23 protein-coding genes are annotated in these 23,729 nt (G+C 61.1%); 14 read left to right on the plus strand and 9 right to left on the minus strand.

Annotation, left to right across the window (positions count from 1 at the left end; translation table 11 throughout):
* Together B3849_RS04355 and B3849_RS04360 are read right to left on the minus strand one after the other, a co-directional pair.
* On the minus strand, positions 1 to 1,706 hold a 1,706-nt coding region (locus B3849_RS04355), incomplete at its 3' end, for an ABC transporter permease (RefSeq protein ID WP_286779868.1).
* The gene (locus B3849_RS04360) at positions 1,703 to 2,386 is read right to left on the minus strand and encodes an ABC transporter ATP-binding protein (protein WP_278424862.1); all 684 of its coding nucleotides are present in this window, start codon (positions 2,384 to 2,386) and stop codon (positions 1,703 to 1,705) included. The genes B3849_RS04355 and B3849_RS04360, both read right to left, overlap by 4 nt.
* A gap of 48 nt (positions 2,387 to 2,434) precedes the next feature.
* Here B3849_RS04360 and B3849_RS04365 point away from each other — a divergent pair, with 48 nt between their 5' ends.
* Entirely contained in the window at positions 2,435 to 3,085 is a 651-nt protein-coding gene (locus tag B3849_RS04365; protein WP_037964913.1) for an arylesterase, read from the plus strand.
* A 66-nt stretch (positions 3,086 to 3,151) separates the two neighbouring features.
* Here B3849_RS04365 and B3849_RS04370 read toward each other — a convergent pair whose 3' ends face one another.
* The gene (locus tag B3849_RS04370; RefSeq protein WP_005851368.1) at positions 3,152 to 3,358 is read right to left on the minus strand and encodes a cold-shock protein; all 207 of its coding nucleotides are present in this window, start codon (positions 3,356 to 3,358) and stop codon (positions 3,152 to 3,154) included.
* 284 nt (positions 3,359 to 3,642) lie between these two features.
* Between B3849_RS04370 and B3849_RS04375 the strand changes: the two genes are divergently transcribed.
* Together B3849_RS04375 and preA are read left to right on the plus strand one after the other, a co-directional pair.
* On the plus strand, positions 3,643 to 4,965 hold the full coding sequence (locus B3849_RS04375) for an NAD(P)-dependent oxidoreductase (RefSeq protein ID WP_278424863.1): 1,323 nt from the start codon (positions 3,643 to 3,645) through the stop codon (positions 4,963 to 4,965).
* Positions 4,966 to 4,985: 20 nt separating this feature from the next.
* Entirely contained in the window at positions 4,986 to 6,290 is a 1,305-nt protein-coding gene (preA, locus tag B3849_RS04380; protein WP_005851372.1) for an NAD-dependent dihydropyrimidine dehydrogenase subunit PreA, read from the plus strand.
* 15 nt (positions 6,291 to 6,305) lie between these two features.
* Here the strand turns inward: preA and B3849_RS04385 are convergent, their stop codons facing one another.
* Positions 6,306 to 6,941: a TetR family transcriptional regulator C-terminal domain-containing protein gene (locus B3849_RS04385; RefSeq protein ID WP_278376371.1), complete on the minus strand. Its 636-nt coding sequence runs from the start codon at positions 6,939 to 6,941 to the stop codon at positions 6,306 to 6,308.
* A gap of 169 nt (positions 6,942 to 7,110) precedes the next feature.
* Between B3849_RS04385 and B3849_RS04390 the strand changes: the two genes are divergently transcribed.
* The 6 genes from B3849_RS04390 to B3849_RS04415 all read left to right on the plus strand — a co-directional run bounded on the left by B3849_RS04390 (position 7,111) and on the right by B3849_RS04415 (position 13,613).
* Positions 7,111 to 8,361, plus strand: coding sequence for a Zn-dependent hydrolase (locus B3849_RS04390; protein WP_005851376.1), 1,251 nt, complete (start codon positions 7,111 to 7,113; stop codon positions 8,359 to 8,361).
* 93 nt (positions 8,362 to 8,454) lie between these two features.
* Positions 8,455 to 9,915 (plus strand): dihydropyrimidinase, encoded by a 1,461-nt coding sequence (gene hydA, locus B3849_RS04395; RefSeq protein WP_037943194.1) that lies wholly within the window; start codon positions 8,455 to 8,457, stop codon positions 9,913 to 9,915.
* A 106-nt stretch (positions 9,916 to 10,021) separates the two neighbouring features.
* Positions 10,022 to 10,804, plus strand: coding sequence for an ABC transporter ATP-binding protein (locus tag B3849_RS04400; protein ID WP_005851381.1), 783 nt, complete (start codon positions 10,022 to 10,024; stop codon positions 10,802 to 10,804).
* Positions 10,805 to 10,873: 69 nt separating this feature from the next.
* Positions 10,874 to 11,740: an ABC transporter permease gene (locus tag B3849_RS04405; RefSeq protein ID WP_278424865.1), complete on the plus strand. Its 867-nt coding sequence runs from the start codon at positions 10,874 to 10,876 to the stop codon at positions 11,738 to 11,740.
* The gene (locus tag B3849_RS04410; RefSeq protein WP_037943197.1) at positions 11,737 to 12,576 is read left to right on the plus strand and encodes an ABC transporter permease; all 840 of its coding nucleotides are present in this window, start codon (positions 11,737 to 11,739) and stop codon (positions 12,574 to 12,576) included. The genes B3849_RS04405 and B3849_RS04410 overlap by 4 nt, the downstream gene beginning before the upstream one ends.
* 47 nt (positions 12,577 to 12,623) lie before the next feature.
* Entirely contained in the window at positions 12,624 to 13,613 is a 990-nt protein-coding gene (locus tag B3849_RS04415; protein WP_005851387.1) for an ABC transporter substrate-binding protein, read from the plus strand.
* Between the two features lie 102 nt (positions 13,614 to 13,715).
* Here B3849_RS04415 and B3849_RS04420 read toward each other — a convergent pair whose 3' ends face one another.
* Positions 13,716 to 14,267 carry a L,D-transpeptidase gene (locus B3849_RS04420; protein ID WP_005851389.1) on the minus strand — a complete coding sequence of 184 codons (552 nt, stop codon included), beginning with the start codon at positions 14,265 to 14,267 and terminating at the stop codon, positions 13,716 to 13,718.
* A gap of 137 nt (positions 14,268 to 14,404) precedes the next feature.
* Positions 14,405 to 14,611 (minus strand): cold-shock protein, encoded by a 207-nt coding sequence (locus tag B3849_RS04425; protein WP_005851393.1) that lies wholly within the window; start codon positions 14,609 to 14,611, stop codon positions 14,405 to 14,407.
* Between the two features lie 395 nt (positions 14,612 to 15,006).
* Between B3849_RS04425 and B3849_RS04430 the strand changes: the two genes are divergently transcribed.
* The gene (locus B3849_RS04430; RefSeq protein WP_037943198.1) at positions 15,007 to 15,966 is read left to right on the plus strand and encodes a response regulator; all 960 of its coding nucleotides are present in this window, start codon (positions 15,007 to 15,009) and stop codon (positions 15,964 to 15,966) included.
* 100 nt (positions 15,967 to 16,066) lie between these two features.
* Here B3849_RS04430 and ettA read toward each other — a convergent pair whose 3' ends face one another.
* The gene (gene ettA, locus B3849_RS04435) at positions 16,067 to 17,722 is read right to left on the minus strand and encodes an energy-dependent translational throttle protein EttA (protein WP_005851397.1); all 1,656 of its coding nucleotides are present in this window, start codon (positions 17,720 to 17,722) and stop codon (positions 16,067 to 16,069) included.
* A 368-nt stretch (positions 17,723 to 18,090) separates the two neighbouring features.
* On the opposite strand from ettA, the gene B3849_RS04440 reads away from it, so the two are divergent.
* From B3849_RS04440 to B3849_RS04450, 3 genes are all read left to right on the plus strand, one after another.
* Entirely contained in the window at positions 18,091 to 18,531 is a 441-nt protein-coding gene (locus B3849_RS04440) for a universal stress protein (protein ID WP_005851399.1), read from the plus strand.
* 11 nt (positions 18,532 to 18,542) lie between these two features.
* Positions 18,543 to 20,096: an alanine/glycine:cation symporter family protein gene (locus B3849_RS04445; protein ID WP_168592809.1), complete on the plus strand. Its 1,554-nt coding sequence runs from the start codon at positions 18,543 to 18,545 to the stop codon at positions 20,094 to 20,096.
* 77 nt (positions 20,097 to 20,173) lie between these two features.
* The gene (locus B3849_RS04450) at positions 20,174 to 20,803 is read left to right on the plus strand and encodes a nicotinate-nucleotide adenylyltransferase (RefSeq protein WP_278424868.1); all 630 of its coding nucleotides are present in this window, start codon (positions 20,174 to 20,176) and stop codon (positions 20,801 to 20,803) included.
* Here the strand turns inward: B3849_RS04450 and B3849_RS04455 are convergent.
* Positions 20,768 to 21,592 carry a DMT family transporter gene (locus B3849_RS04455; protein WP_278424869.1) on the minus strand — a complete coding sequence of 275 codons (825 nt, stop codon included), beginning with the start codon at positions 21,590 to 21,592 and terminating at the stop codon, positions 20,768 to 20,770. The two genes, B3849_RS04450 and B3849_RS04455, sit on opposite strands and share 36 nt — an antisense overlap.
* A gap of 88 nt (positions 21,593 to 21,680) precedes the next feature.
* Between B3849_RS04455 and B3849_RS04460 the strand changes: the two genes are divergently transcribed.
* Entirely contained in the window at positions 21,681 to 23,192 is a 1,512-nt protein-coding gene (locus tag B3849_RS04460; RefSeq protein ID WP_278424870.1) for a D-alanyl-D-alanine carboxypeptidase/D-alanyl-D-alanine-endopeptidase, read from the plus strand.
* 15 nt (positions 23,193 to 23,207) lie between these two features.
* On the opposite strand, the gene B3849_RS04465 is transcribed toward B3849_RS04460, so the two are convergent.
* On the minus strand, positions 23,208 to 23,630 hold the full coding sequence (locus B3849_RS04465) for a tellurite resistance TerB family protein (RefSeq protein WP_037944901.1): 423 nt from the start codon (positions 23,628 to 23,630) through the stop codon (positions 23,208 to 23,210).
* Positions 23,631 to 23,729: the final 99 nt, after the last annotated feature.

Here is a 23,729-nt window from a genome sequence, read left to right on the forward strand (position 1 = left end):
CCCGCGACCTCTTTGGCGGGCCTGCCGTTGATCTGGGTCACGACGCCGCGCAGCATCGGCGCGCTGTCGATGCGGCGCACGGCAGGGTCATCGGTCAGCCGTTTGGTATAGCCGTCGATCTGGTCTTTCTGGATGTCGACAAAGAAATACGACGGGGCCACATCGGGCAGGTTGCCCGAGATCGCCTGCCGCAGGTTGCCGTCGATCTGCCCCACGGCGGCCAGCACCGACAGGCCGAGCCCCAGCGAGAGCACCACGGCCCCGGCACCTTCGCCGCTGCCGCCAATCGCGGCCAAAGCCCAACGCAGCCGCGGTCGCCCGCGTGCCAGAACCGCGGCGCGTTGTGCGAGGAACCGCACCAGCAGTGCCGCCAGCGTGAGGATCCCGAGCGCGCCTGCGATGCCGCCCAAAGTCCAGAGCGTCAGCCACCAACTGCCATTGAACCACCCCGCCAGCGCGACCAGCAGCGCCACAGTCATCACGATAATCGCCACATAGCGCGGTGCCGGAAAACGCGCGGCCCCGTCCCATGCATCGCGAAACAGGGTCGCTGCGCGGATGTTCTCGCTGCGGGCCAGCGGCCACAGCGTGAAGGCAAAGGCGGTCAGCAACCCGTAAATCGCTGCCTCGGCCAGTGGTGCCGGATAGATGGCAAAGGCCGCAGGGATCGGCAGCCGCGCAGAGATCAGCGGCGCAAAGATCAGCGGGGCCACCGCCCCAAGCACCACGCCGATGGCGACCCCCAGAAGCGATAGGGCACCGATCTGCATGAAATATGTCTGGAAGATCGTCGCGCGGTCTGCCCCTAGCGCGCGAAGCACGGCGATGACTTCGGTCTTGCCGGTGAGGTAAGATCGCACCGCAGCCGATACGCCCACACCGCCCACAGCCAGACCGGACAGGCCCACAAGGATCAGAAACGCCGTCAACCGTTCGACAAAGCGCGACACCCCCGGTGCCCCGTTGCGCGCATCGGTCCAGCGCATCCCGCTGTTTTCGAACCGCGTACGGGCGGCAGAGCGCAGTTGATCAAGGTCGGTATCGGCAGGCAGCAGCATCCGGTATTTGGAGTTGAATAGCGTCCCTTCCGCCAGCAGGCCGGCCCCCTCAAGCGCCTCGGTCCGGAGCAGGGTACGCGGCCCAAGCGCAAAGCCGCTGGCGGCGCTGTCGGGTTCGCGCACGATCAGGGCGGAGAGGCGGAATTCTTTAACGCCAAGCTTGAAGGTGTCGCCGGGGGACAGGCCCAGACGGTCGGACAAGGCGCGCTCCATCACCGCGCCGGACAGGCCGTTTTCCAGCCCAAGCGCCTGCTCCAGCGGCATCGCCGGTTCCAGCACCATCTCTCCCACCAGCGGATAAAGATCATCGACCGCTTTCACCTGCGTCAGCGCACGGTCAGCGGCGGCCCCGTCACCCGCGACAGCCATGGACCGGAACTCGACAACCTCGGAGACGGCGCTGGCGTGGCTTTCGATCCAGTCGCGTTCGTCATCGGTGGCGAAACGATAGGTGAAATCAATCTCGGCCGCGCCGCCAAGCAGGGCCGCCCCTTCGCGCTGCAAGCCGCCCTCGATCGCCGAGCGGACAGAGCCGACGGCAGCGATTGCCGCGACGCCAAGGGCGAGGCAGGCCAGAAACAGACGGAAACCCCGCAGCCCCCCGCGCATCTCGCGGCGGGCAAAGCGGCCGGCCAGACGCAGGCTCATGCGCCCGTCCCGCTGACGATCCGCCCGTCGGTCAGGGTGACGACCCGATCACAGCGCGCGGCCAATTCATCGGCGTGGGTCACCAACACCAAAGTCGCGCCATGTTTTTCGCGCAGATCGAACAACAGATCCATGATCGCGGCACCATTGGTACTGTCGAGGTTCCCTGTCGGCTCATCCGCCAAAAGGATCGCCGGACGCGGGGCAGAGGCGCGGGCCAATGCGACCCGCTGCTGTTCGCCGCCCGACATCTGCGCGGGATAGTGGTTGAGCCGGTGCCCCAGACCCACCGCGTGCAATTCCGCCTCGGCCCGGTCAAAGGCGTCCGCGACGCCGTTCAGTTCCAGCGGGGTGGCGACGTTTTCCAGCGCGGTCATAGTGGGAATGAGGTGGAAGGACTGGAACACGATGCCCATCCGCCCGCGGCGGAATTTGGCCAGCCCATCTTCGGACAGGGTGCTCAGGTCTTCGCCCAAGGCGCGTACCGATCCGCCGGTCGCACGCTCCAGCCCGCCCATGACCATCAGCAACGACGACTTGCCCGACCCCGACGGGCCGGTAAAGGCGACCGTCTCTCCTTGTGCGACGTCCAGGGTGATCCCATGTAGGATGTCGACCTTTCCGGCGTTGCCATTCAGTTTCAGGGATGCATCTTGAAGCTGGAACACCGGGTCGGTCATAGGGCTGCCTTTTGAAATACGGTCCCTGTTGGATATGGAGGTTCGACCATGATGCGCAAGGTTACGACGGCACTTGTTCTGGTATTATCAGGCCCCGCACTGGCGGAACCGCTTGTTATTGCAGCATTGGGCGACAGTCTGACGCAGGGCTACGGCCTGCCCGCCGAGGACGGGTTCGTGCCACAGTTGCAAAACTGGCTGGATCAGAATGGCGCGGATGTGACGGTGATCAACGCAGGCGTGTCTGGTGACACGACCGCTGGCGGGTTGGCGCGGGTCGCCTGGACCATGACGCCCGAGGTCGATGGCATGATCGTGACCCTTGGCGGGAATGACCTGTTGCGCGGGATCGACCCCGCGGTCAGCCGCGCCAATCTGGATGGAATCATGAAGGCCGCCCAAGACGCCGAGGTAGAGGTGCTGCTGGTCGGCATGACCGCGCCGGGCAACTTTGGCCCCGACTATAAAACCGCCTTTGACAGCATCTATCCCGATCTTGCCGCGCAATATGACGCGAGCCTGATGGGCAGCTTCTTTGACGGCCTGTCCGACAATGGCGAGACGCCAGATCTGGCGCAGGCACGCGGGTTTTTCCAGGCCGACGGGGTGCATCCGAACGCGCAAGGCGTCACGAGAATCGTTGATGCTTTGGGCCCGAAAGTGCTGACGCTGATCGATCAGATCAACGAAAACGAGTAGTTTTGCACAAAAAACGGGCACCGAAGCGCCCGTCGTCAAAAATATTATGAACCGGTTTTGGGCCGGTTAGGCCAAAGCGATATTCGCGGCGCTTTCGCGGCCATCACGGCCCGCTTCTACGTCGAATGTCACCTTCTGGTTGTCGGCAAGCCCGGTCAGGCCAGCGCGTTCAACCGCCGAGATGTGAACAAAGATATCTTTGCCGCCACCATCAGGCGCGATAAAGCCGTATCCCTTTGTGGTATTGAACCATTTTACGGTGCCAGTCGCCATGCCCCGTTTCTCCTCGTGTTTGTCCTGCCCACATTATGCGGCAGCGTGGCTCGGTCAGAACTTGATCGCACCAGCGCCGGAGGGCTGAGGGGTCGAAAGTCTTTCGCGTCGCACCTCTGACTTTGGCGCCAAATAGGACAAAATCAAGAGTTTTTGCCCCGAAACGCGTAACCGGCGGGCATTTGCGCAAGAAATTTCACAGTTATGAAATAATTTTACCAGTTGATAAAAAAATCATTCCGTGGGAGCGTTTCAGCATAAATAGTGACAGCAGGGATAAAAAAATGTCGCAGAAAATCTTTGAACCGGGGGTGGCTGCCGGACGGCTGGACGCCGACGCCTATGCCGCGCAGTTTTCCGATTTGCACCCGCCACTGGATGTGCATGAAGCGCTTGTCGCGGCGGACCGATGCTACTTCTGTCACGACGCGCCGTGCATCACGGCCTGCCCGACGGATATCGATATTCCGCTCTTCATTCGGCAGATCGCTACGGGCACACCCGATGCCGCCGCCAAAACGATCCTGAGCCAGAATATCATGGGCGGCATGTGTGCCCGCGTTTGTCCGACCGAACAGCTTTGTGAACAGGCCTGTGTGCGCGAAGTGGCCGAGGGCAAGCCGGTCAAGATCGGCGAGCTTCAGCGCTATGCCACCGACCATCTGCAAGCACAGGGCGCGCATCCGTTTGAACGCGCGGCCTCGACGGGCAAGCGCGTGGCCGTGGTTGGCGCAGGTCCGGCGGGGCTGTCTTGTGCGCACCGTTTGGCGATGATGGGGCATGATGTCACCGTCTTTGACGCGCGGCCCAAGCCCGGCGGTCTGAACGAATACGGGATCGCCACCTACAAGACACCCGACGGCTTCGCGCAGGCAGAGGTGGACTGGCTGCTCAAGATCGGCGGCATCACCGTGCAGAACAACGCAGCCCTTGGGGTGGCGATGACGCTGGACAGCTTGCGGGCCGACTATGACGCCGTGTTCCTTGGTATGGGCCTTGGCGGTGTGAACGCCTTGGGGGCCGAGGGCGAGGATAAATCCGGCGTGCTCGATGCGGTCGATTTTATCTCTCACCTGCGTCAGGCAAGCGATGTCGCCGCCGTCCCGATCGGTCGTGACGTGGTGGTGATCGGCGGCGGGATGACCGCGATCGATGCCGCTATTCAGGCGAAACTGCTGGGCGCGCTCAATGTGACGCTGGTCTATCGCCGCGGGCGCAACCGGATGAACGCCAGCGTGTTCGAACAGGATCTCGCGGCCTCTAAGGGCGTGCGGATCGTGACCCATGCCACGCCGGTCGCCGTGATCGGCAACGGTGCCGTACGCGAGATCGAATTCGAATATGTCGACGACCAGATGAATGGCACGGGCCAAACGCTGCGCCTGCCCGCGGATCAGGTGTTCAAGGCCATCGGCCAGACCCTTCAGGGCGACGCGCTGCCCACGCTGGAGGCGCGCAAGATCAAGGTGGATGGCACCGGACGCACCAGTGTCGACGGGGTCTGGGCCGGTGGCGATTGTGCCAGTGGCGGCGACGACCTGACCGTGACCGCTGTCGCCGAAGGGCGCGACGCGGCGATGGACATTCACATGGTATTGATGGGCTAAGCCCCTACAGGAGAACGCAAATGGCTGATCTAAGAAGCGACTTCGTGGGCATCAAAAGCCCCAACCCGTTCTGGCTGGCATCCGCGCCACCCACGGACAAGGAATACAACGTCCGCCGCGCCTACGAGGCAGGCTGGGGCGGTGTCGTGTGGAAGACCCTCGGCATGGAGGGCCCGCCCGTCGTCAACGTCAACGGCCCGCGCTATGGCGCGATCTGGGGCGCGGACCGGCGGCTGCTGGGGCTCAATAACATCGAGCTGATCACCGATCGCCCGCTGGAGGTGAACCTGCGCGAGATGAAGGCGGTGAAACGTGATTACCCTGACCGCGCACTGATCGCGTCGATCATGGTGCCTTGTGAGGAGGAAGCGTGGAAAGCGATCCTGCCGCATGTGGAGGAAACCGGTGCCGACGGGATCGAGCTGAACTTCGGCTGCCCGCATGGCATGGCCGAGCGCGGCATGGGTTCTGCCGTGGGGCAGGTGCCGGAATACATTGAAATGGTCACCCGCTGGTGCAAGCAATACACGCGCATGCCGGTGATCGTGAAGCTGACGCCGAACATCACCAATGTGCTCTACCCCGCCGAGGCCGCCAAACGCGGCGGCGCGGATGCGGTGAGCCTGATCAACACGATCAACTCCATCACCTCGGTTGATCTGGACCTGTTCGCGCCTGAACCGATGATCGACGGGAAAGGCACCCACGGCGGCTATTGCGGGCCGGCGGTGAAGCCGATTGCCTTGAACATGGTGGCGGAAATCGCGCGCAACCCCGAGACGGCGGATATGCCGATCAGTGGCATCGGCGGCGTGACCACATGGCGCGACGCGGCAGAGTTTCTGGCCCTTGGCGCGGGCAATGTGCAGGTCTGCACGGCGGCGATGACCTATGGTTTCAAGGTTGTGCAAGAGATGATCTCGGGCCTGTCGGAATATATGGACGACAAGGGGATGACCTCGGTCGATCAACTGGTGCGCCGTGCGGTGCCGAATGTGACCGACTGGAACCAGCTGAACCTGAACTATGTCGCCAAGGCCAAGATCGATCAGGATCTGTGTATCTCGTGCGGGCGCTGCTTTGCCGCCTGCGAAGACACGTCGCATCAGGCGATTGCCATGTCCGAAGATCGCACCTTCAGCGTGATCGACGACGAATGCGTCGCCTGCAACCTCTGCGTCAATGTTTGCCCGGTCGAGGATTGTATCTCGATGGTGGAGCTGGCCCCCGGCACCACGGACCCGCGCACCGGCAAGCCCGTCGATCCGAATTACGCCAACTGGACAACGCACCCCAACAACCCCTCCGCCACAGCGGCCGAGTGACCCTTGCCCCCGCCGCTACTGCTGAGGCGCGGCGGGGGTCAACAACGTCGAGAACATCAGTCGCAGATGGTCCGACGCCTGCTGGTGCTGATCGGCATCATTGTCCAGCAGCAGCGCGACCTGCGGCGCGAAATCGGCATAGTGTTGCGTGGTCGACCAGATCGAGAAAATCAGATGGCGCGGGTCCATCCGCGCGATCTTTCCCGCCGCCATCCAATCGGAAATAACCGCGCATTTCTCGTCGAACAGCGGTTTCAGATCGCTTTGCAAACGCGGCTCCATATGGGGCGCACCGCGTAAAATTTCACCGGCAAACAAGCGGCTTTCACGGGGCAGATCCCGTGCCATATCCAGTTTGCGCTGCACATAATCCAACAGCTCTGTGTGCGGGTCACCATCGGCGTCGAGCTCTACCAAAGGGTCGAGCCATGTCTCCATCAGCTGGCTCAGCAGGGTCGTGTGGATTTCTTCCTTCCCGCTGAAATAATACAATATATTCGGTTTGCTCAGCCCCGCCTCGCTGGCGATCTGATCCAGCGTGGCCCCGCGAAACCCGTAGGTCGAAAACACATCAAGCGCCGCATCCAGGATCACACGGCGGTTGCGCCTTTGGATTCGGCTGGGCTTTTTCTTGGCGGTTGTCTCGGGCATGGCGCGTCCCCTTTCGGTGTAAGTGCCTGAAAATGCGGCACCCCACTTCGGACGGGTGGCCCGATGGGAAAGCATTTCTTGACAGACTTAACCCTAGCCGCAATCGTGGATTTACCAAATGGTAAAAATTTACGCCTTGCACAAGGTAGAAAACGCAAAGGAAACCGCTATGGCCGCGCCCGGTGAAAACCTGAAGATCAACCCGGATCGTTTGTGGGACAGTCTGATGGAGATGGCCAAGATCGGCCCCGGTGTGGCGGGTGGCAACAATCGCCAGACGCTGACCGACGAAGACGCCGAAGGTCGCGCCCTGTTCCAGAAATGGTGCGAGGAGGCGGGCTGCACCATGGGCCTTGATACGATGGGCAATATGTTCGCGCAGCGCGATGGCACCGACCCCGATGCGCTGCCGGTCTACGTCGGGTCGCATCTGGATACGCAGCCCACGGGCGGCAAGTATGACGGCGTGCTGGGTGTGCTGGGTGGGCTGGAACTGCTGCGCACGATGAACGATCTGGGGATCAAGACGAAACACCCCGTGGTCGTGACCAACTGGACCAACGAAGAGGGCACCCGCTATGCCCCCGCGATGCTGTCGTCTGGCGTTTTTGCCGGCATCCACACGCAGGAATGGGCCTATGCCAAGACCGATGCCGAGGGCTTGCGCTTTGGCGACGAGCTCAAGCGGATCGGCTGGCAGGGCGACGAAGAGGTCGGCGCGCGCAAGATGCATGCGTTTTTCGAGCTGCACATCGAACAGGGCCCGATCCTGGAGGCCGAAGGCAAGGACATCGGCGTCGTGACCCACGGGCAGGGGCTGTCGTGGACCCAAGTCACCGTGACCGGCAAGGATGCGCATACCGGATCAACGCCGATGCCGATGCGCAAGAATGCGGGGCTTGGCATGGCGCGTATGCTTGAAGCGGTGGACCAGATCGCATGGTCCCACGCGCCGCATGCGGTTGGTGCCGCGGGGCATATCGAGGTGTACCCGAACTCGCGCAATGTGATCCCGGGGCAGGTGATCTTTACCGTCGATTTCCGGTCGCCTGATCTGAGCGTGATCGAGGATATGGAAAAGCGCCTGCGCGTCGAGGGTCAGAAGATCGCCGATGACATGGGGCTTGAGGTCGCTTTTGAAAAGGTCGGTGGTTTTGATCCCGTCGCTTTTGACGAAGGCTGCGTCTCGGCCATCCGTTCCGCGGCAGAGCGGTTGGGGTACAGCCATATGGACGTCATCTCGGGGGCGGGGCACGATGCCTGCTGGATCAACGGGGTGGCCCCGACCGCGATGGTCATGTGCCCCTGCGTGGATGGGCTGAGCCATAACGAGGCCGAAGAGATCACCAAGGAATGGGCCAAGGCCGGTGCCGATGTTTTGCTGCATGCGGTGCTGGAAACGGCAGAGATTGTGGGCTGAACCCGTCGGGGGCCTGAGCGGGCGTGGCCTGGGGGCCAGCCCCCAGACCCCCGGGATTTGGACCATTTGGAAGACAGATAGGGGAGAGGACAGATGAGCAAGGTTATCAAGGGCGGCATGGTCTGCACGGCGGATCGCACCTGGAAAGCGGATGTGTTGATCGAGGGCGAGATCATCAAGCAGATCGGCGAGGATCTGGTGGGCGACGAATATATCGACGCCGAAGGGGCCTATGTCATCCCCGGCGGGATCGATCCCCATACCCATCTTGAGATGCCCTTTATGGGCACCACAGCGGCCGAGACATTCGAGACAGGCACCTGGGCCGCGGCCGTGGGCGGGACCACGATGATCGTCGATTTCTGTCTGCCGGGGGCGGACGGGTCGATCAAGAACGCGATCAATGAATGGCACCGCAAATCCGCGCCGCAGATTTGTTCGGATGTCGGCTATCACATGGCGATCACCGGCTGGAACGAGAATGTCTTTGACGAGATGAAAGACGCCGTCGACATGGGGGTGAATTCGTTCAAACACTTTATGGCCTATAAAGGGGCCTTGATGGTCGAGGATGACGAGATGTTCGCGTCCTTCCAGCGCTGTGCCGAACTGGGGGCGCTGCCGATGGTCCATGCCGAAAACGGCGATCTGGTCGCGGCCTTGCAGGAGAAGTATTTCAATCAGGGGATCACGGGGCCGGAGGGGCATGCCTATTCGCGCCCGCCCGAGCTGGAGGGCGAGGCCGCCAACCGCGCGATCACCATTGCCGATGCCGCCGGCGTGCCGCTTTATATCGTGCATGTCTCTTGCGAGCAGACCCACGAAGCGATCCGCCGTGCCCGGCAAAAGGGGATGCGGGTCTATGGCGAGCCGTTGATCCAGTTCCTGACTCTGGACGAGAGCGAGTATTTCAACAAAGATTGGGATCACGCCGCACGCCGTGTCATGTCGCCGCCCTTCCGGTCCAAGGACCATCAGGACAGTCTATGGGCGGGCTTGCAGTCGGGGTCGTTGCAGGTGGTTGCCACGGATCACGCTGCGTTTTCGACCGAGCAGAAACGCGCGGGCCGCGATGATTTCCGCATCATCCCCAACGGGTCCAACGGGTTGGAGGAACGTCTGGCGGTGCTCTGGACCGAAGGGGTGGAGACGGGCCGTCTGACGCCGAATGAATTCGTCGCTGCCACCTCGACCAATGTCGCGAAGATCCTGAATATCTATCCGCGCAAGGGCGCGATTGTCGAAGGGGCCGACGCGGATATCGTGGTGTGGGATCCCAAGATCAGCAAGACGATTTCGACGGCGAACCACCACTCCATTCTGGATTACAACGTCTTTGAAGGCTTCGAGGTCAAGGCACAGGCGCGCTATACCTTAAGCCGTGGCGAGGTCATCTGGGCCTGGGGGCAGAATTCGCAGCCCAACCCCGGACGCGGGCGCTTTGTGCCGCGGCCTGCTTTCCCGTCGGCCAACCTTGCGCTGAGCAAGTGGAAAGAGTTGACTGCGCCGAAACTGATCAAACGCGATCCGCTGAACATCCCTGCGGGGATCTGAACGCGGGACTATCAACGCAGCGCGGCGGTTGCGCCGCGCTGCCCTGAAGAAGAAAGAGGCCAGCATAGATGCGAGCACGTTGTACGGCAGAAGAGGGACGCAGCTTATGAGCACCGCGCCCGTGATCTCGGCCCAGAACCTATCCCTGACATTTGAAACCAACGATGGCCCTGTGCATGCGCTGAAAGACGTGTCGCTTGATATCGAGAAAGGCGATTTCGTCAGCTTTATCGGGCCGTCGGGCTGCGGCAAGACGACGTTCCTGCGCTGTATGGCGGACCTGGAACAGCCCACGGGGGGCGAGATCACGGTGAATGGCGTCAGTGCTGCCGAGGCACGGCGGGCGCGGGCCTATGGCTATGTGTTTCAGGCGGCGGGGCTTTATCCCTGGCGGACGATTGGCGGCAATATCCGGCTGCCGCTTGAAATCATGGGGTATTCCAAGGCGGATCAGGCGGCGCGGGTTCGCCAAGTGTTGGAGCTGGTGGAGCTGGCAGGGTTCGAGCGCAAGTTCCCTTGGCAGCTGTCGGGGGGCATGCAGCAACGGGCCTCGATCGCGCGGGCGCTGGCGTTTGATGCGGATATCTTGCTAATGGATGAACCCTTTGGCGCGCTGGACGAGATCGTGCGCGACCATTTGAATGAACAGCTGTTACGCCTGTGGGCGCGCACGCAAAAGACCATCGCTTTTGTCACCCACTCGATCCCGGAGGCGGTGTATCTGAGTACCAAGATCGTGGTAATGAGCCCGCGCCCCGGACGGATTGCGGATGTCATCGACAGCCCTTTGCCGAAAGAGCGCCCCTTGGACATTCGCGAAACGCCCGAGTTTCTGGAGATCGCGCATCGGGTGCGGGAAGGATTGCGGGCGGGGCATGCGGATGATTGATCGCGCGCCCGCTGCCGCCCGGCCCTTCGGGGAGGATTTTAGGACCATCTGGAAGCAGGGGGGCGCGCGATGAAGTCGAGCTTCTTGCCTGTCCTGACTGTGGTCGGGGTCTTGTTTGCGCTTTGGTATGCGGCGGCGGTCTGGCTGAATGCGGACTGGACCTATGACAAGGCCACACGGTCGGGCGAGACGGTAACCGCCACGACACTGGTCGCGGATACCTGGGCGCAGAAAAAGCCCAAACTGCCCGCGCCGCATCAGGTCGCGTCAGAGATCTGGGACACGACCGTGATGAAGAAAGTCACGTCGAAGCGGTCCTTGGTCTATCATTCCTGGATCACGCTCAGCGCGACCCTGCTGGGCTTTGGCATGGGCACCTTGCTGGGCGTCTTGCTGGCGGTGGGGATCGTGTTCAACCGGGTGATGGATATGTCGGTGATGCCTTGGGTGATCGCCAGCCAGACCATTCCCATTCTGGCGATTGCGCCGATGATCATTGTGGTTCTGAACGCCGTGGGCGTGTCGGGGCTGCTGCCGAAAGCGATGATCAGCATGTATCTGTCGTTCTTCCCCGTCGTTGTCGGCATGGTGAAAGGTTTGCGCAGCCCTGATCAGATGCAGCTGGACCAGATGCGCACCTGGCATGCCAGTGCGGGCCAGACCTTCTGGAAGCTGCGGTTGCCTGCGTCGATGCCGTATTTCTTTACCTCGCTCAAGATCGCGATGGCTGCGTCGCTGGTGGGGGCCATCATTGGTGAGCTGCCAACGGGTGCCGTGGCGGGTCTGGGGGCGCGGTTGTTGGCTGGCAGCTACTATGGCCAGACGATCCAGATCTGGAGCGCGTTGATCATGGCGGCGGCCTTGGCGGCGTTGCTGGTGGGGATCATCGGCTTGATCCAGCGTGTGACATTGAAACGGATGGGGATGGCGCGATGATCTGGCTGGTTTTTGCCGCAGTGGCCTGGGCCTTTGGCATGTGGGTCAACATCCGGTTGGCGCGATTGCGGCCGGCCCGCTGGGTGTCCCTTGCAGCGCCCTTGGTTTTTGGCGCGACGCTGATCGCTGTCTGGGAAGGCATTGTGCGCGGACTCGAGATTTCGCAGGTCTTGCTGCCTGCGCCGTCGCTGATTGCCCTGCGGCTGGTGTCATCGCTTGATATCCTTTGGGTGGATTTCGTGCAGACCGTGCTGAAGGGCGCGTTGTCGGGCTATGTGCTGGGCTGCGGTGCGGCCTTTTTGATCGCCGTTGCGATTGACCGTTTCCCATTCTTGCAACGGGGGCTTTTGCCGGTAGGGAACTTTGTGGCCGCGCTGCCCGTGATCGGGATGGCCCCGATTCTGGTGATGTGGTTCGGCTTTGACTGGCAGTCCAAGGCCGCCGTGGTCGTGGTCATGGTGTTCTTTCCGATGCTGGTGAACACGGTGCAGGGCTTGCAAGCCACCGACGCCATGCAGCGCGATCTGATGCGGACCTATGCGGCCAGCTATTGGGCGACGCTGTTCAAGCTGCGCTTGCCTGCCGCGATGCCTTTCGTGTTCAATGGGCTGAAGATCGGCACGACCCTTGCCTTGATCGGGGCGATTGTTGCTGAATTTTTCGGCTCTCCTGTGCGGGGGATGGGGTTTCGGATCTCTACCTCGGTGGGCCAGCTTGCGCTTGATCTGGTCTGGGCCGAGATTGTTGTCGCGGCGATTGCCGGGTCCGCATTCTACGGCGCGATGTCATTGTTTGAACGGCGGGTGACCTTTTGGCACCCGAGCCAGCGGAACTAACGCGGAACTAACCAAGACGACCAACCAACCAAGAGGGAGATATAAAAATGAAAAAACTATCAACATATGTCGCCGGGGCCGCTGTGGGCCTGATGGGGACCATGGCACAAGCGGCGGATGATGTGACGCTTCAGCTGAAGTGGGTCACGCAGGCGCAGTTCGCGGGCTATTATGTGGCGCAGGACAAAGGGTTCTATGACGAAGAAGACCTGAACGTCACGATCAAGCCGGGCGGCCCGGACATTGCGCCGACACAGGTGCTGGCCGGTGGTGGTGCCGATGTCGCCGTTGAATGGATGCCCGCCGCATTGGCCGCGCGCGAGAAGGGTCTGCCGATGGTGAACATCGCGCAGCCGTTCAAATCCTCGGGCATGATGCTGACCTGCCGCAAGGATGCCGGGATCGAGACCACGGATGACTTCAAGGGCAAGACGTTGGGCGTCTGGTTCTTTGGCAATGAATTCCCCTTTCTCAGCTGGATGAGCAAACTTGAGCTGCCCACCGAAGGCGGTGAGGATGGTGTGACCGTGCTGAAACAAGGCTTTAACGTGGATCCGCTGCTGCAAAATCAGGCCGCCTGCGTGTCGACCATGACCTATAATGAATACTGGCAGGTGATCGACGCAGGTCTGACGCCGGATGATCTGAACGTGTTCAAATACGAAGAGCAGGGCGTTGCCACATTGGAAGACGGGCTTTACGCGCTGGAAGAGAACCTTGCCGATCCGGCCTTCGAGGACAAGATGGTGCGCTTTGTGCGGGCCTCTATGAAGGGCTGGAAATACGCCGAGGAAAACCCCGATGAAGCGGCGGAAATCGTGTTGGACAACGATGCCTCCGGTGCGCAAACCGAAGAGCATCAGAAACGCATGATGGGCGAAGTGGCCAAGCTGACCGCAGGCAGCAATGGCGCGCTGGACGAGGCGGATTACGAGCGGACCGTGCAATCGCTGCTGTCCGGTGGGTCGGACCCCGTGATCACGGTAGAGCCGTCGGGCGCATGGACCCATGCGATCACCGACAAAGCCTTGAACTAAGGCGCGCTGAACTAAGGGGACACGTCCCCGATACAGTGCAGAAACGCGAAGGGGCTGGCAGCGATGCCAGCCCCTTTTGCGTGGTGAATAAAGTCAGCGGCGTTAAAGCACCGTGACCTTGGTGCCGATGGGCACACGTTGGTACAGGTCTTTGACGTGTTCATTCAGCATGCGGATACACCCATTCGAGACAGAGCGCCCGATGCTGCTGGGTTGGGTGGTGCCGTGGATGCGGAAATACGTATCGCGGCCGTTCTGGAACAGATAGAGCGCGCGCGCCCCCAGCGGATTGGACGGGCCACCGGGTTGCGCATCGGTATTACCGATGAACCGCGCATAGGTCTTGGGCTCCCGTTCGATCATCTCGTCCGTGGGGCGCCAGGTGGGCCATTCCTTTTTGACATCGATCGTCGCGGTGCCGGTAAACTCCAGCCCCGCCTTGCCGACGCCCACGCCGTATCGCATGGCCTGACCGGGGGCGGTCACCAGATACAGGTAGTGGCTGCGGGGCAGGATCAGCAGCTCGCCCACGGCATATTGTGGCTTGATCGACACCATTTGCGGCGTGGGGTCATAGGCGGCACCCGCGGCAAACAGCGCGTGGGGAAAGGCGAGGGCGGCCAAAGAACCTGCGATAAACTGACGGCGGCGCATGGGGGGCTCCTTTAGGATGTGATGCCGGTATTTTGCCCCTTGGGTTGTGTTTGGCAACCCTGAGGACATAAAAAAACCGGCTGTCCCGTGAGGGGCAGCCGGCAAATTCATCCTGCGGGCCTAAGGCCCTGCATGGCTTATGCCAGTGCGATGTTCGACGCGGATTCGCGGCCGTCACGGCCAGCTTCGATGTCGAATGTCACTTTCTGGTTGTCGGCCAGACCGGTCAGGCCTGCGCGCTCAACAGCGGAGATGTGTACGAATACATCTTTGCTGCCGCCATCGGGTGCGATAAAGCCGAAGCCTTTTGTTGTGTTGAACCATTTTACGGTGCCAGTGGCCATATCCGTAGTCTCCTCTAGTATGCCATCCGCGTCGTGCGATGGCTTGGCGTTGTCGGTCTGGATCGAAGTCTGAACGCCGTATGAGGGAGACAGTTGGTCGAAAAAGAATAACGTTAGCCATTCGGATATGGCAGGTCGTGGGGATTCGCGCAAGGGGCTGTCAATGGGCCTTGAAAAACAGGCCGATCCTTGCTGATTCCGGCACATTTGCGCCTTATTCTTCGGAGAGGCAAGACGAAACCCTAACGTGCATTGGCAGAGGCAGCGGGACAAAGGGTTAACGGATTGGCCGAAATTGCCTAACTGCTGACAGATTCATCTGCGATTTTGCTCCGAGCCATAAGAGAATTTAACCAGTCCCCCTTCTGCCGACACGACAACGAGTGAGCCACCGTATGAAAATCCTAGCCGTAGACGACGATCCCACCATTCTTGACCTGTTGCGCGACTGTCTGACGCCGTCGCTGGGGTTCGATCTGGTCTGTGCAGACTCGGCCGAGGATGGGTTGGCCAAGATCGACGAACACGGGGCAAGCTTTGACTGCTTCTTGCTGGACATCATGCTGCCCGGCGTTGACGGGATCACCCTATGTGACGACATCCGCAATATGCAGGCCTATAAAAGTGCGCCGATCATCATGATCACCGGCAGCCGGAAACATGATCTGATGGACACCGCCTTCCGCGCCGGGGCGACGGATTTCATCTTCAAGCCCTTGAACGGGATCGAACTGGGCGCGCGTATCAACATGGCGGGCATGCTCAGCGACAGCCTGCGCCGTGAACGCGAGGCCGCGCATACGCTGGCGGAGCTGTCGGGCCTGATGAAGGTACGGGTCGAGGAAAGCTTTGATCTGAACGTTGTCGGCGTCGACGATCTGCACGGGTTCGAAAACCACATGCTGCGTCTGCCCGAAGGCTGCTATGCCATGAGCCTTTTCGCGGTCAAACTCCCGCAGATCCGCAATATCTTCGAGGCCGCAAGCCCGGCTGAATTCTGTCGCCAGATGGGCTTGGTCGCGCAGGCGACGGTCGCGGCGCTGGCCCATGAGAAATGCTTTATGGGCTATGCGGGCGAGGGGATCATCGTGGGCACCGTGATGGGCCGCCACCGGATCAAGCCCGAAGAAATACAGAAAGACATCGAAGACATCCTGTCCCATGATGGCACCGCCGCACGTATCGGCGGGGATTTCAGCGCCGATGTCACGGTCAAGCTGGTGTCGAACCAGCGGCTGTGGTCGGGGCTGTCTGCCTGCAACACGCTGCGCGATTTTCTGGGGCGTGAAACCGTGCCCGACAGCACCAGCACCGACCGCACCGATGGCTATACGGAACTGGCCGACGGGCTGTAACGGCAAACCCGTGCCGCGTCGCTGCGGCGCGTTGACCGACACATAAAAAGGCCCCCGCAGTTTCCTGCGGGGGCCTTTTTTCTTAGAACTTTCGCCTAGATCAGCGCGAGAATTTCTTGTGCTTCATGCGCTTGGGTTCCATGGCGTCTTCGCCCAGACGACGCTTCTTGTCCTCTTCGTAGTCAGAGAAGCCGCCCTCGAACCATTCAACATGCGCGTCGCCTTCAAAGGCGAGGATGTGCGTACAAATCCGGTCAAGGAAGAAACGGTCGTGCGAGATGACCACAGCGCAGCCCGCGAAATCGACCAGCGCGTCTTCGAGCGCGCGCAGTGTTTCAACGTCCAGATCGTTGGTAGGTTCATCGAGCAGCAGCACGTTGCCGCCTTCTTTCAGCAGACGCGCCATGTGCACACGGTTGCGTTCACCGCCCGACAGCAGGCCGACTTTCTTCTGCTGGTCACCGCCCTTGAAGTTGAAAGCACCGCAATAGGCGCGCGAGTTCACTTCGGCATCGCCAAGCTTGATGATCTCGGCCCCGCCCGAAATGGCCTGCCAGACGTTGTCATCAGGGTTCAGGTCATCGCGCGACTGGTCAACATAGGACAGATCAACGGTATTTCCGAGTTCGATCGTGCCGGTATCGGGTTGTTCATGGCCGGTGATCATCTTGAACAGGGTTGATTTACCCGCGCCGTTGGGGCCGATCACGCCGACGATCCCGCCTGGCGGCAGAGAGAAGTCCAGCTTTTCGATCAACAGCTTGTCGCCCATGGCTTTGGACAGGCCCTCGACCTCAAGCACCTTGTTGCCCAGACGGGGACCGTTGGGGATAACGATCTGGGCCCGCGTCAGGCGTTCGCGCTCCGAGCTGTCGGCCATTTCGTTATAGGACTTGATCCGCGCTTTGGATTTCGCCTGACGGGCTTTGGCCCCCTGACGCATCCATTCCAATTCGCGCGACAGTGTCTTTTGCTTGGACTTGTCCTCGCGGGCTTCCTGTTCAAGCCGTTTGGCTTTCTGGTCGATCCAGCTGGAATAGTTCCCCTCGTAGGGGATGCCATTGCCGCGGTCGAGCTCGAGGATCCAGCTGGTGATGTTATCCAGGAAGTACCGGTCGTGGGTGACGATCAGGATCGTGCCCTTATAGTCGATCAGGTGCTGTTGCAGCCAGGCGATGGTTTCCGCATCCAGGTGGTTGGTCGGTTCGTCAAGCAGCAGCATTTCGGGCGCTTCAAGCAGCAGCTTGCACAGCGCCACGCGGCGGGCTTCACCACCGGACAGTTTGGTCACATCGGCATCGTCGGGCGGGCAGCGCAAGGCTTCCATCGAGACGTCGATCTGGCTGTCGAGATCCCAGAGGTTCTCCGCGTCGATCTGATCCTGCAAGGCGGCCATTTCGTCGGCTGTCTCGTCGGAATAGTTCATCGCCAGTTCGTTGTAGCGGTCCAGAATGTCCTTCTTGGCTTTCACGCCCAGCATGACATTTTCGCGCACGGTCAGGGCGGGGTCCAGATAGGGTTCCTGTTCCAGATAGCCGACCTTGGCCCCTTCAGCGACCCATGCTTCGCCCGAGTAATCCTTGTCCTTGCCGGCCATGATCTTCATCAGCGTGGATTTACCCGCACCGTTGACGCCGACCACACCGATTTTCACACCGGGCAGGAAGTTCAGGTTAATGTTGTCGAAACACTTTTTGCCGCCCGGGTAGGTCTTTGAGACACCGGACATGTGATAGACATATTGATAGGCGGCCATTGAGAATCCTCGGATAAGCTGAATACGGTTTGGAACGTGCAATATCGCCACAGGCGGGCAAGAGCAAACATTCAATATATAAGGCCTGTGCCGCGGTTTTGAAGCCCGTGTGCTCTCGGGCGATTCACAGGGCGCAGGGGCAAGGCGCACAAAGCGCGGATCGCGCGGGCGGCAAAGGCTGTTTTTCCGATAACTATCCCTTTTTACCGTTTTCGAGCGGTGAACTGGGGACGAATGACCGAATTTTACGCGAAATTCAGTCGAAAAAAATTTTGGACCTCGTTTATATTCGTCCAATCCGGGTGCGTTCAGCGCCCCGGTACAACGCGGCCGCAAAAAGACCGCGTCATACACAAAGGGACAAATACATGACAGCATCCACTATTGTTGTTGGACTGGACGGGGGGGAAGCCGGGGCGCGCGCTTTGGATTTCGCAACGAAACAGGCCAAATTGATTGGCGATTGCGAGCTCAAGCTCGTTTACGTGATTGAATGGTCTCCATTCAGCTTCCAGACCTCGGAAGAGAATGACCAGCGCCACAAACGGCGCGAAGAGGAACTGGCACTGGCCCGCGAACGTATCGTCGATCCGGCGGTCAAGAAGGTCAGCGAAGACGGCGTCACCGTTCAGGGCATCGTGAAACACGGCGATGTGGCCGATATTCTGGACGATCTGGCCAAGAAGCACGGCGCACAGCAGATCGTGGTGGGCCGTGTCGGTCTGCGCGGCCTGAAAGAGCGTATGTTCGGCGGCGTAACCGGCCGCTTGGCTGTGGCGTCCCGCGTGCCTCTGACGATCATTCCTTGAAAGGTCATATCATGAAAAAATTTCTGACAACGGGTGCGGGGGCTGCTGCTGTCTCTGCCTTGCCCATGGTTGCCGCGGCACAAGAAACCGTCGGCATGGATCAACGCATCAATGATATCTTCGCAGGTTCGACGGGTTGGTTCGTCAATCTGATCTTCATGTCGCTGCCCGGCACCAACTTCCCTTGGATCGTGCTGTGGCTGGTGGTCGCGGCGACGGTATTTACGCTGTATTTCGGCTTCATTCAGGTCAAGGCGTTCTGGCATGCGATCTCGCTGGTCAAAGGCGATTATTCCGATCCCGATGACGCGGGCGAGGTGAGCCACTTTCAGGCGCTTGCAACGGCGCTGTCGGGGACTGTCGGTCTGGGCAACATCGCGGGCGTCGCGGTGGCCGTGGGCATCGGCGGTCCGGGGGCGACCTTCTGGATGATCCTGGCCGGTTTGCTGGGCATGGCCTCCAAGTTCACCGAATGTACGCTGGGTGTGAAATACCGCAATGAATACGCCGATGGTACCGTTTCCGGTGGTCCGATGTACTATATGACAAAGGGCTTCAAGGAGCGCGGCCTGCCTTTGGGCGGTGTGCTGGCGGTGATCTTTTCGATCTTTACCATCGGCGGTGCCTTGGGCGGCGGGAATATGTTCCAGGCCAATCAGGCCCATGCACAGCTGTCCGGTATCATCGGAGACTACCCTGGCTGGATCACGGGCATCGTCTTTGCCGCAGTGGTCTTTGCGGTCATCGTCGGCGGGATCAAATCCATCGCCAATGTCACCGAGAAAATCGTGCCGTTGATGGGCGTGATCTATGTTGGTGCCGCGCTGATCATCCTGATCGTTGAATACGACAAGATCGGTTGGGCCTTTGGCCAGATCTTTGAAGGCGCGTTCAGCGGCTTGGGCGTTGCAGGCGGTCTGGTTGGCGCGCTGATCCAGGGCTTTAAGCGGGCGGCGTTCTCGAACGAGGCGGGTGTCGGCTCGGCGGCGATCGCACACTCTGCCGTGCGCACCAAAGAGCCGGTGACCGAAGGCGTCGTGTCCCTGTTGGAGCCCTTCATCGATACCGTTGTCATCTGTACGATGACCGCGCTGGTGATCACCATCTCTGGCGTGCTGGTGATGGACCCCGAAACCGGCCGCTTCATCCTGAATGACGCAGGCACCGCGATCCAGACCATCGACGGGTCAAGCGGCGTTCAACTGACATCGGCTGCCTTTGCGACCGGGTTCAGCTGGTTCCCTTATGTGCTGGCGCTGGCGGTGATCCTGTTCGCCTTCTCCACCATGATCAGCTGGTCCTACTACGGGCTGAAGGCGTGGACCTACCTGTTCGGTGAAGGCAAAACCAAAGAGATCGTGTTCAAGGTCATCTTCTGCCTGTTCATCATCGTGGGGGCGGCGGCCAATCTGGGCGCGGTTATCGACTTCTCTGATGCGATGATCTTTGCGATGGCGGTTGTGAACATCACGGCGCTGTACTTCCTGATGCCGATCGTGAAGCGCGAGATGAAGAGCTATTTCGCGCGGTTGAAATCCGGCGAGATCAAGAAGTTCGTCGATTAACGCTCGGATAACGCGATTGACAAAGGGGCGTTGCTGCCCTTCTTTCGGCCCCTGATGTATATCGGGGGCCGTTTTCGTTGGGTTATCCATTTCCATATGCGCCCCCGGGGCAGGTGATCGGGCTGCTTGGCGGGTCGTTTGATCCGGCGCACGAGGGGCACGCCCATATCACCCGCGAGGCGATCAAGCGTTTCGGGCTGGATCGGGTGTGGTGGATGGTCAGCCCGGGCAATCCGCTCAAGGCGCATGGACCGGCCCCGATGGGGTCCCGTTTGACCCGCGCGCGCGAGGTGATGCAGCACCCGCGGGTCGAGGTCACGGATATCGAGGCCCATCTTGGCACCCGCTACACCGCGCAAACCCTTGCCGCGCTGCGGGCCCGCTATCCCGGTGTGCGCTTCGTCTGGCTGATGGGGGCGGATAATCTGGCGCAGTTCCACCTGTGGCAGGACTGGCGGCAGATCATGGAAACAGTGCCCCTAGGGGTGCTTGCACGGCCCGGCCAGCGCATATCAGCGCGGATGAGCCACGCCGCGACGCTTTATGCACCCTACCGGATTTCGGGGCGGCAAAGCCAGCTCTTGGGGCAGGCACCTGCCCCCGCGTGGTGTTTCGTGAACGTCCCGATGGTCGATGTCAGTTCAAGCGCGATCCGGGCCGCGGGCAAATGGTCAGCGCAATCTGGCAGAGGCGATACCCGCCCCTAGGATCATCGCCATGCCGGCCCATGTTAGCGCATCGGGCCATGCCCCAAACACCAGCCACCCCAGCCCCACGGCGGACAGCAGTTGCAGATACACCAGCGGTGCGACCTTGGTCGCAGGGGCCATGCGATAGGCGTATAACATCAGCAGGTTGCCCAGCATCGAACACAGCGCGCTTGCGAGGCTTAGCCCCAGGACGGGGCCGGTCAGTGGCGGGAAATAGGCCACCCCCAGCGGCAAAAGCAGCAGCCCGCTGATCACCAACTGGCTGAAGGTCAGCGCAAGGGGCGGGGCCAGATGCGACAGCCAGCGCGACATCGTGAGGAACACGCCATAAAGCGTTCCCGCGGTCAGCGCCCAAAGCAGCCCTGCACTGGGTTCAAGCCCCGGTCGGACCACGACCAGCACCCCCAGAAACCCTGCCACGATCAACGCGCTGCGCTGAAGCGATATCGCCTCGCGTAGGAAGAGCGCGGCCAGCACATAGCTGAGCAGCGGACCGATAAAGAAGGCGGCAAAGACATTGGCCACGTCCTCGGTCACCAGTGCCGTCTGGATGCAGGTGATGCTGCCGCACAGGATGGCGGCACGGACCCAGATGCGCCAGTTGCCGAAAAGGGCGCGCGCTTGCGGCGGGGCGAAGGGCACAAGCAGCAGCGCCCCGATGGCAAACCGCGACCACGCCACAAAAACGGGGGCCACGCCAAGCTGGGAGGTCAGGATCTTGCCCGCGCTGTCGCCTGCGGGAATCAGTGACATGGCGACAAACATGATCAAAATAACGCGTTGCATGTCTTGTCAGTTAGCATGGGCCCCCGCCCATGAAAATGTGATTTGCAAGCGCTTGTGTCGCTCTGTCCTGTCAGGTTTAAGTCGCCCCATGAAAACTGTTTTATCCCGTCGTTTGTTTCTGAGTACCGCTGCGGCGGCTGTTGCGGCTCCAGCGGCCTTTGCGGCCCCGCCAACTGAATCGCTGCGCCCCGTTCTGCGCGGGGACGATTTGTTCCGGCAGGCGATCCCCTCGGCGCAAGAGCTGATCGACAAGGCGCGGTTGAACGGTGCTGTGACCTTTAGTCTGGCGGATGCGGAAACCGGTGCGGTGCTGGAACAGAACGGCCCGCTTGACGGGATGCCCCCGGCGAGCGTGACCAAGGCGATTACCGCGCTTTACGCGCTGGATACCTTGGGCGCGGCGCATCAGTTCCAGACGCGCATCATGGCGACTGGCGGCATTGTGGATGGCGAAGTGCAGGGCGATCTGATCCTTGTGGGCGGGGGCGATCCGACGCTGGATACGGACGGGCTGGCCAAAATGGCCGATGACCTCAAGGCGGCGGGCATTATCGGCGTCAAAGGCGGGTTGAAGATTTACGAACGCAGCCTGCCGGTCTTCCCGTTGATTGATGCGGATCAGCCGGATCATGTGGGCTATAACCCCGCTGTGTCGGGGCTGGCGCTGAACTTTAACCGCGTCCACTTTGAATGGAAGCGCGAGAACGGCAGCTATTCGGTGCTGATGGACGGTCGGTCGGGGTCTTATCGCCCTGACGTGGCGATGGCCGCGATGGAGATCAGCGACCGCAGTGCGCCGGTCTTTGCCTATCGTGACGCAGGCACCCGCGATGACTGGAGCGTCGCGAAAAGCGCCTTGGGCAATGGTGGGTCGCGCTGGCTGCCGGTGCGCAAGCCGGGGCTGTATGCGGGCGATATCTTTAAGACATTGGCGGGGGCGCAGGGCATCCGTCTGCGCGACATGGCGTTGATCACCAGCTTGCCCGAGGGCGAGGTGCTGGTGACCCGTTCCAGCGCGCCGCTGCGCGATATCCTGCGCGATATGTTGAAGTATTCCAATAACTTGATCGCAGAGATGGCGGGGCTGTCCGCCACGGTTTACCGCACGGGCACGCCCGCGTCCCTGCGCGCGTCTGCGGCAGAGATGAACGTGTGGGCCAAGGCCAATCTGGGCATGGATGCACCCGCGCTGGTGGACCATTCGGGGCTAGGCGAAGACAGCCGCGTGACCGCGCAGGATATGGTGACGGCGCTGGTACGGGTCTATGGATCGGGCACGTTGAAACCGTTGCTCAAGTCGATTTCCCTGCGCGATTCCAAGGGGCGGCCCGTGCAGGATCACCCGATCAAGGTGGAGGCGAAGACCGGCACGTTGAACTTTGTCTCGGCCTTGGCAGGGTATCTGACGGCACCGGACGGGCGGGTGATGGCCTTTGCCGTGTTCACCGCCGATATGCCTCGTCGCGCCACCCTGACCCGCGCGCAACGCGAACGCCCCGAGGGGGGGCGGGCGTGGAACGGGCGCTCCAAACGGTTGCAGCAAGGGCTGATCGAACGCTGGGGGGCGTTCCATGTGGCTGCGGATTCGGCCTCTCTTTGATCGCGGTGACGCGGCCTATTTGACGTGACGGGCGCGGGCACCGCGTTCGATGGCGGCGGCGTGCAGGCGGTCGAGGTCAAGCTCGTAGCGGATTTCTTCCAGCAGACGTAATTCGGCTTCGTCCAACGTGCCGTCGGCGGCGGCCACATCGCAGGCCAGCGCATAGGCCGTTTCGTTCAGCCGGTCGGGCAGCGCGCCCTTGATCAGGCCGAACAGGGCATCCAGCCCGTCTTCCTGTTCGAACAGGTCAAACACCATCGAGCTGACAGAGCTGATGCGGTCCACATCATAGCCGGAAAAGACGGGGAGCATGTTTACAGCCGTCTGGATCTTGAGCAATTCGGTGGTGCGGATGTCCTCGTCTGATGCGGAAACCGCGATCATTACGGCGACAAGGCAATCCTGCGCGCTGAGGGTGAGGGAGGTGTCGTCATTCATGCGCATTTCCGTTCGGTCATTCCGTTGATCTGCAGATTATTGACGGGCCTACGGGGACGCAATAGGTACGGGCTGCCTGCGCGCATTGGGTGCGGGGTG

Origin of the sequence: Sulfitobacter sp. UBA4523 (assembly GCF_002388305.1) — a bacterium.
Classification (GTDB): domain Bacteria; phylum Pseudomonadota; class Alphaproteobacteria; order Rhodobacterales; family Rhodobacteraceae; genus Sulfitobacter; species Sulfitobacter pontiacus.